Source organism: Cellulosimicrobium sp. I38E (genome assembly GCF_001647255.1).
Lineage (GTDB): Bacteria > Actinomycetota > Actinomycetes > Actinomycetales > Cellulomonadaceae > Cellulosimicrobium > Cellulosimicrobium cellulans_E.
Genome location: NZ_LUAZ01000078.1, coordinates 1 through 6832 on the forward strand (window position 1 = coordinate 1; position 6832 = coordinate 6832).

Consider the following 6832-nt stretch of genomic DNA (forward strand, 5'->3'; position numbering starts at 1 on the left):
GCGTGGGGGTGCTCATGGGCCGTGTCTACGGAGCGGGCGTGTGCCGCCGGGATGGCACGGCTGTTCGCCGGCTGTGAGCGGCCGCGCCGGCGACCGAGGCGTCCCGTGACCGACCTCTCAGCCTGTCGACTTGTCTCGATCGATACCCCCGGGGGTATCGTTGGAGCATGATCCCCTCGACCCCCGGCTCGACGACCCACCCGTCCGACCCCGACGGCGCGCGCCGCATCGTCGTCGTCGGCGGCGTCGCGGGCGGCATGAGCGCCGCCGCGCGCGCCCGCCGTCTCGACGAGCACGCGTCGATCGTCGTGCTCGAGCAGTCCGACCACGTCTCGTTCGCGGGCTGCGGCCTGCCGTACCAGGTGTCGGGCGAGATCGCGCACCGCGACACCCTCCTGCTGCACTCCCCCGGGTCGCTGCGCGCGAGCCTCGACCTCGACGTCCGGACCCGGCATCGCGTCACGGCGATCGACCGCACCGCGCGGACCGTCATCGTCGCGGCCGAGGACGGGACCTCCGAGCTCGCCTATGACGCGCTCCTGCTCGCGCCGGGTGCGACCACCGTGCTCCCGCCGGTCGCGGGCCTCGACCACCCGGCGGTGCACACGCTGCGGACGATCGCGGACCTCGACGCGCTCGCCGAGCGGCTCGCAGGCCTGGAGGCCGAGGTCGCGGCGGGGCGCACCGCGCCCGTGCGGGCCGTCGTCGTCGGTGCGGGGTTCATCGGGCTCGAGGCCGTGGAGGCGCTCGTCACCCGCGGGCTGTCCGTCGACGTCGTCGAGCGCGCCGACCAGGTGCTCCCTCCGCTGGAGCCCGACCTCGCGCTGCTGCTCGCGGACGAGCTGCGCGACCACGGAGTCGGGCTCCACCTCGGGACCTCCGCGACCGCCGTCGTGCCGCGGCCCGCCGGTGCGGACCATGCCGTCGCGCTCGAGCTCGCCGACGGCACGGTGCTCGACGCCGACGTCGTGCTCGTGAGCGTCGGCGTGCGGCCCGCGAGCGACCTGGCCGCGGCCGCCGGGCTCGCCCTCGGCGAGCGCGGCGCGATCCGCGTCGACACCGACCAGCGCACGTCCGACCCGCACGTGTGGGCCGTCGGCGACGCCGTCGAGGTCGTGCACGCGGTGACCGGCGCGACGGGTCCCGTCCCGCTCGCCGGCCCGGCCAACCGCCAGGGCCGGCGCGCCGCGGACTCGATGCTGGGCCACCGGACGACGCCGCAGGCGCCCGTGCTCGGCACCGCGATCGTCCGCGTGTTCGGGCTCACCGCCGCGGTCACGGGGCCGAGCCACACGACGCTCACGTCCGCCGGCGTCGCGCACGAGCAGGTCCGCGTCCACGCGGCCCACCACGCGGGCTGGTTCCCCGGGGCTGAGCCCGTGCACGTCACGGCGAGCTTCGCGCCCGACGGCCGCCTGCTCGGCGCGCAGGCCGTGGGCCGCGCCGGGGTGGACAAGCGCGTCGACGTGCTCGCGACGGCGCTGCGGGCCGGGCTCACCGTGGACGACCTCGCCGAGCTCGAGCTCGCCTACGCCCCGCCGTTCGGCGCGGCGAAGGACGTCGTGAACATGCTGGGGTTCGTCGCGCAGAACGTGCTCGACGGCACCATGCCGCAGTGGCACGCGACCGACCTGGAGGAGGTCGTCGCGACCTCGCTCGTGCTCGACGTCCGGTCGCGCGACGAGCACGCCGCCGGACACCTCGACGGCGCCCTCAACGTGCCGCACACCGAGCTGCGCGAACGGCTCGACGAGGTGCGCGCCGCCGCGGCGGGGCGCACCGTCGCCGTGCACTGCGCGAGCGGCGTGCGCTCCTACCTCGCCACCCGCGTCCTGCTCGCCGCCGGGCTCGACGCGCGCAACCTCTCCGGCGGCTGGCTCACCCTGACCACCACGCCGCACGCCGCGCGCACCCTCGAAGGAGTCCCCGCATGATCGACCGCCTCCGCCGCCTGTTCTCCCGCTCGTCCGACGACGGCGGCGTGCGCCCGACCGTCGACGCCGCCACCGCGGTGCAGCTCGTCCGCGACGGTGCGACGCTCCTCGACGTGCGCGAGCGCGACGAGTGGCGCACCGGGCACGCGCCCCAGGCGGTGCACGTGCCGCTCGCCGACGTCCCGTCGGCCGCGCCGCGACGCCTGAAGGACGGCGCGACCGTCGTCGTCGTGTGCGCGTCCGGGATGCGCTCGCGCACCGCGGCCCGCCAGCTCCGGTCGCTCGGCTACGCCGCCACGAGCCTGTCCGGCGGGCTCGGCGCGTGGCAGGCCGCGGGCGGAGCCGTGCGACGCTGATCCTCCACGACCTACCCCCGACCGAGCACCGCACCCCGACCCGAGACCGAACCCACCCCACACCCGAGGAGACACACCGTGTGCAGTCCCGCCCTGTGCCGCACGTGCGGCAAGACCACCTGGACCGGCTGCGGCATGCACGCCGACGAGGTCATGGCCGAGGTGCCGCCCGAGCAGCGCTGCACCTGCGCCTGACCGGCCCCGCCGGCCCGACCCTGACGCAGGCCCTCCGGCAGCACTCTCGCTGCCACCCTTCCGAGACGAACGCAGGAGAACACCCGTGGAGCTCGACCGCACCGACATGGACAAGGTCGTCAACCGGCTCAAGCGCGCCCAGGGCCAGCTCGCGGCCGTCGTGCGCATGATCGACGAGGGGCGGGACTGCGAGGACGTCGTCACGCAGCTCTCCGCCGTGTCGCGCGCGCTCGACCGCGCGGGCTTCGCGATCATCGCGTCCGGCATGCGCCAGTGCCTCACCGAGCCGGCCGAGGACGGCGAGGACCCGACGCTCGACGTGGCGAAGCTCGAGAAGCTGTTCCTCTCGCTCGCCTGAGGGCCTGGGCGGACCACCGCCCGGTCGCCGGCCCTCGTCGTCCCAGCGACGGCCCGCGCCGGTCCACCCGAGGGTGGGCCGGCGCGGGCCGAGCCGCGTCAGGCGCCTGCCGGCCGGCCCGCGGGGGCGACGGCGTCCACCGCGTCGTCCTGCGCCTCGGCGCCGACCGGCGCCGCGAACTGGCTCTCGTACAGCCGCGCGTACGCGCCGCCCGCCGCGAGCAGCTCGTCGTGCGAGCCCTGCTCGACGATCGACCCCTGCTCCATGACGAGGATCGTGTCCGCGTCGCGGATCGTCGACAGGCGGTGCGCGATGACGAACGACGTGCGCCCCTCGCGCAGCGCGTTCATCGCCTGCTGGACCAGCACCTCGGTGCGCGTGTCGACCGAGCTCGTCGCCTCGTCGAGCACGAGGATCGCCGGGTCGGCGAGGAACGCGCGCGCGATCGTGAGGAGCTGCTTCTCCCCCGCGCTCACGCTCGAGCCCTCGTCGTCGATCACCGTCGCGTACCCGTCGGGCAGCGTGCGCACGAACGGGTCGACGTGCGTCGCGCGCGTCGCGGCGAGGAACTCCTCCTCGCCCACGTCGCGCCCGTCGCGCACGCCGTAGCGCAGGTTCTCCTCGATCGTGCCCTTGAACAGCCAGGTGTCCTGGAGCACCATCCCGATGTCGGAGCGCAGGTCGTCGCGCGTCATGGCGCGCGTGTCCACGCCGTCGAGCGTGATCCGGCCGGAGTCGACGTCGTAGAACCGCATGAGCAGGTTGACGAGCGTGGTCTTGCCCGCGCCCGTCGGCCCGACGATCGCGATCGTCTGGCCGGGCTCGACGACCAGGTCGAGGTGCTCGATGAGCGGCGTGTCGGTGCTGTAGGAGAACGACACGTCCTCGAACGCGACGCGGCCGCGCACCGGGTCGACCGTCTCCGCGGGCGACGGGTCCGGCGTCTGCTCCTCGGCGTCGAGCAGGTCGTAGACCCGCTCGGCCGACGCGACGCCCGACTGGAGCAGGTTCATCATCGACGCGATCTGCGTGATGGGCTGCGTGAACTGGCGCGAGTACTGGATGAACGCCTGCACGTCGCCGAGGGTCATGGTGCCCGACGCGACGCGCAGCCCGCCGACGACCGCGACGATCACGTAGTTGAGGTTCGCGATGAAGCCCATCGCCGGCTGGATGGTGCCGGAGATGAACTGTGCCTTGAAGCTCGCGTCGTACAGGTCGCCGTTCTCGCGCTCGAAGTCGTCGATCGCGGCCTGCTGGTGGCCGTAGACCTTGACGAGCGTGTGCCCGGTGTACATCTCCTCGATGTGCGCGTTGAGGCGTCCCGTGGCCGCCCACTGCTGGATGAACTGCGGCTGCGAGCGCTTGGCGATCTGCGCCGTGATGATCACGGACAGCGGCACCGTCACGAGCGCGACCACCGCGAGCAGCGGCGAGATCCAGAACATCACGCCGAGCACGCCGACCACGGTGAGCACCGACGTTACGAGCTGCGAGAGCGTCTGCGTGAGCGTCTGGGAGATGTTGTCGATGTCGTTCGTGACGCGCGAGAGGATCTCGCCGCGCGGGTTGCGGTCGAAGTACGACAGAGGGAGGCGCCCGAGCTTGGTCTGCACCTCACCGCGCAGCCGGTAGACGGTGCGCTGCACGACGATCGCCGTGATGCGCCCCTGGAGCCACCCGAACAGGAACGAGCCGACGTAGACCGCGAGCACCCACGCGAGCACGGTCGCGAGCGCCGTGAAGTCGATGCCCTCGCCGGGAACGAGGCCGGGTACGCCCGAGACGAGGTCCGCGACCTGGTCCTGCCCCTGGGCGCGCAGCGCGTCGACGGCCTGGGCCTGCGTCACGCCCGCCGGGAGCTGGGACCCGACGACGCCCGCGAAGATGATGTTCGTCGCGTTGCCGAGGAGCTTGGGACCGGCGACCGCGAGCGCCACCGAGACGATGCCGAGGATCACGACGGCGACGATCGGCACGCGCTCGGGCCGCAGCGACGCGGCGAACCGGCGCAGGGAGCCCTTGAAGTCGAGCGCCTTCTCGCCCGGGACGCCCATGCCGCCCATCGGGCCGTGCCCTCCGCCACCGCGGGGACGTCCGGCGAGCCGTGTCCGGGCGACGTCGCCACCCTTCGCGGTGGGCTTGTCGGAGCCGGGCGCGGCGTCGGGTGCGGGGGTGTCCCGGCCCGACGGCGCGGGCGTGCGCGAGGCGTCCTGCTCGCCGCTCATGCTGCCTCCTCGATCGAGAGCTGGGAGTAGACGATCTCCTGGTAGGTCTCGTTGGACTCGAGGAGCTCGGCGTGCGTGCCGCGGCCGACGATGCGGCCGTGGTCGAGCACGAGGATCTGGTCGGCGCCGCGGATCGTCGCGACGCGCTGCGCGACGACGATCACCGTGGAGTGCCGCGTGCGGGGCGCGAGAGCAGCGCGCAGGCGCGCGTCCGTCGCGTAGTCGAGCGCGGAGAACGAGTCGTCGAACAGGTAGACCGCGGGGTCGCGCACGATCGCGCGGGCGATGGCGAGCCGCTGGCGCTGGCCGCCGGAGAAGTTCGTCCCGCCCTGCGCGACGGGCGCGTCGAGCCCGCCGTCGAGCGCCTCGACGAAGTCGCGGGCCTGGGCGACGTCGAGCGCCTCCCACATCTGCTCCTCGGTCGCGTCCGGCCGCCCGTAGCGGAGGTTGTCTGCGACCGTTCCCGAGAACAGGTAGGCCTTCTGCGGCACGAGGCCCAGGAGCGAGCCGAGGTCCGCGCCCGTGAGGTCGCGCACGTCGGTCCCGTCGATGCGCACCGACCCGCCCGTGACGTCGAACAGCCGGGGCACGAGGTTGAGCAGCGTCGTCTTGCCGGAGCCGGTCGAGCCGATGATCGCCGTCGTCTGCCCGGGCTCGGCCACGTACGAGACGTCGTGGAGCACCGGGTCCTCGGCGCCCGGGTAGCGGAACTCGACGCCGTCGAGCTCGACGCGCCCGGTCCGCGACGTGAGGGCGACGGGACGCTCCGGCTCGACGACCGTCGCGGTCGTGCGCAGGACGTCCGTGATGCGCTCGGCGGAGACCGCCGCGCGCGGCACCATCATGAACATCATCGTCGACATCATCACGGCCATGAGGATGTACATGAGGTAGGACAGGAACGCGGTGAGCGCACCGACCTCCATGTCGCCCGCGTCGATCTGACGACCGCCGAACCACAGCACCGCGATGCTCGACGCGTTCATGACGAGCATGACGGTCGGGAACATGAGCGCCATGAGCTTGCCCGCCTTGAGCGAGACGTCGAACAGCGCGTCGTTCGCGACGTCGAAGCGCTCGGCCTCGCGACGCTCGCGCACGAACGCCCGGATCACGCGGATGCCCGTGATCTGCTCGCGCAGGACGGCGTTGATGCCGTCGATCTTCTTCTGCATCTGCCGGAAGTACGGGACCATCCGCCAGATGATGAGCCCCACGCTCACGCCGAGCACGGGCACGATGACGAGCAGCAGGGCGGAGAGCTCGACGTTCTCCTGGAGCGCCATGACCACGCCGCCGACCAGCATGATCGGCGCCATGACCATGATGGTCAGCGACAGCAGCACGAGCATCTGCACCTGCTGCACGTCGTTCGTAGTGCGCGTGATGAGGGACGGCGCACCGAACTGGCCCATCTCCTGGGCGGAGAAGCGCTGCACGTTGGTGAACAGCCCGGCGCGCACGTCGCGGCCGAACGACATCGCGACCCGCGCGCCGAAGTAGACGGCGGCGACCGCGCACACGACCTGCCCGAGGCTCACGAGGAGCATGAGCCCGCCGGTGCGCATGATGTAGGCGGTGTCGCCCTGCGTGACGCCCTGGTCGATGATGTCGGCGTTGAGGCTCGGCAGGTACAGCGACGCGAGCGTCGCGAGGAGCTGGAGCACGAGGAGGATGAGGATCGGTGTCAGGTAGGGACGCAACCGCGTCCGCAGGAGGCTGACGAGCATGGGGTTCCTGTCCGGGTGGGGGCTACGGGAC

General features: G+C 72.9%; 5 protein-coding genes. 3 read left to right on the forward strand and 2 right to left on the reverse strand.

Annotated features, from left to right (window positions below; genetic code table 11):
* Positions 1–167 precede the first annotated feature (167 nt).
* The 3 genes from A0J59_RS19460 to A0J59_RS19475 all read left to right on the forward strand — a co-directional run bounded on the left by A0J59_RS19460 (position 168) and on the right by A0J59_RS19475 (position 2843).
* Positions 168–1934, forward strand: coding sequence for an FAD-dependent oxidoreductase (locus tag A0J59_RS19460; RefSeq protein WP_064317192.1), 1767 nt, complete (start codon positions 168–170; stop codon positions 1932–1934).
* Positions 1931–2290, forward strand: coding sequence for a rhodanese-like domain-containing protein (locus A0J59_RS19465; protein WP_064317193.1), 360 nt, complete (start codon positions 1931–1933; stop codon positions 2288–2290). The genes A0J59_RS19460 and A0J59_RS19465 overlap by 4 nt, the downstream gene beginning before the upstream one ends.
* 280 nt (positions 2291–2570) lie before the next feature.
* Positions 2571–2843, forward strand: a complete 273-nt coding sequence (locus A0J59_RS19475; RefSeq protein WP_047233132.1) for a metal-sensitive transcriptional regulator — start codon at positions 2571–2573, stop codon at positions 2841–2843.
* A 98-nt stretch (positions 2844–2941) separates the two neighbouring features.
* Here A0J59_RS19475 and A0J59_RS19480 read toward each other — a convergent pair whose 3' ends face one another.
* Together A0J59_RS19480 and A0J59_RS19485 are read right to left on the reverse strand one after the other, a co-directional pair.
* On the reverse strand, positions 2942–5071 hold the full coding sequence (locus A0J59_RS19480) for an ABC transporter ATP-binding protein (RefSeq protein ID WP_064317195.1): 2130 nt from the start codon (positions 5069–5071) through the stop codon (positions 2942–2944).
* Positions 5068–6801: an ABC transporter ATP-binding protein gene (locus A0J59_RS19485; protein WP_064317196.1), complete on the reverse strand. Its 1734-nt coding sequence runs from the start codon at positions 6799–6801 to the stop codon at positions 5068–5070. Before A0J59_RS19485 ends, A0J59_RS19480 begins: the two co-directional genes overlap by 4 nt.
* Positions 6802–6832 lie beyond the last annotated feature (31 nt).

What these genes read in the sequence shown, in the direction of transcription:
- A0J59_RS19465 (WP_064317193.1), top strand. Translation starts at nt 1,931, where the DNA reads ATGATCGACCGCCTCCGCCGCCTGTTCTCCCGCTCGTCCGACGACGGC.
- A0J59_RS19485 (WP_064317196.1), bottom strand. Translation starts at nt 6,801, where the DNA reads ATGCTCGTCAGCCTCCTGCGGACGCGGTTGCGTCCCTACCTGACACCG.
- A0J59_RS19480 (WP_064317195.1), bottom strand. Translation starts at nt 5,071, where the DNA reads ATGAGCGGCGAGCAGGACGCCTCGCGCACGCCCGCGCCGTCGGGCCGG.
- A0J59_RS19460 (WP_064317192.1), top strand. Translation starts at nt 168, where the DNA reads ATGATCCCCTCGACCCCCGGCTCGACGACCCACCCGTCCGACCCCGAC.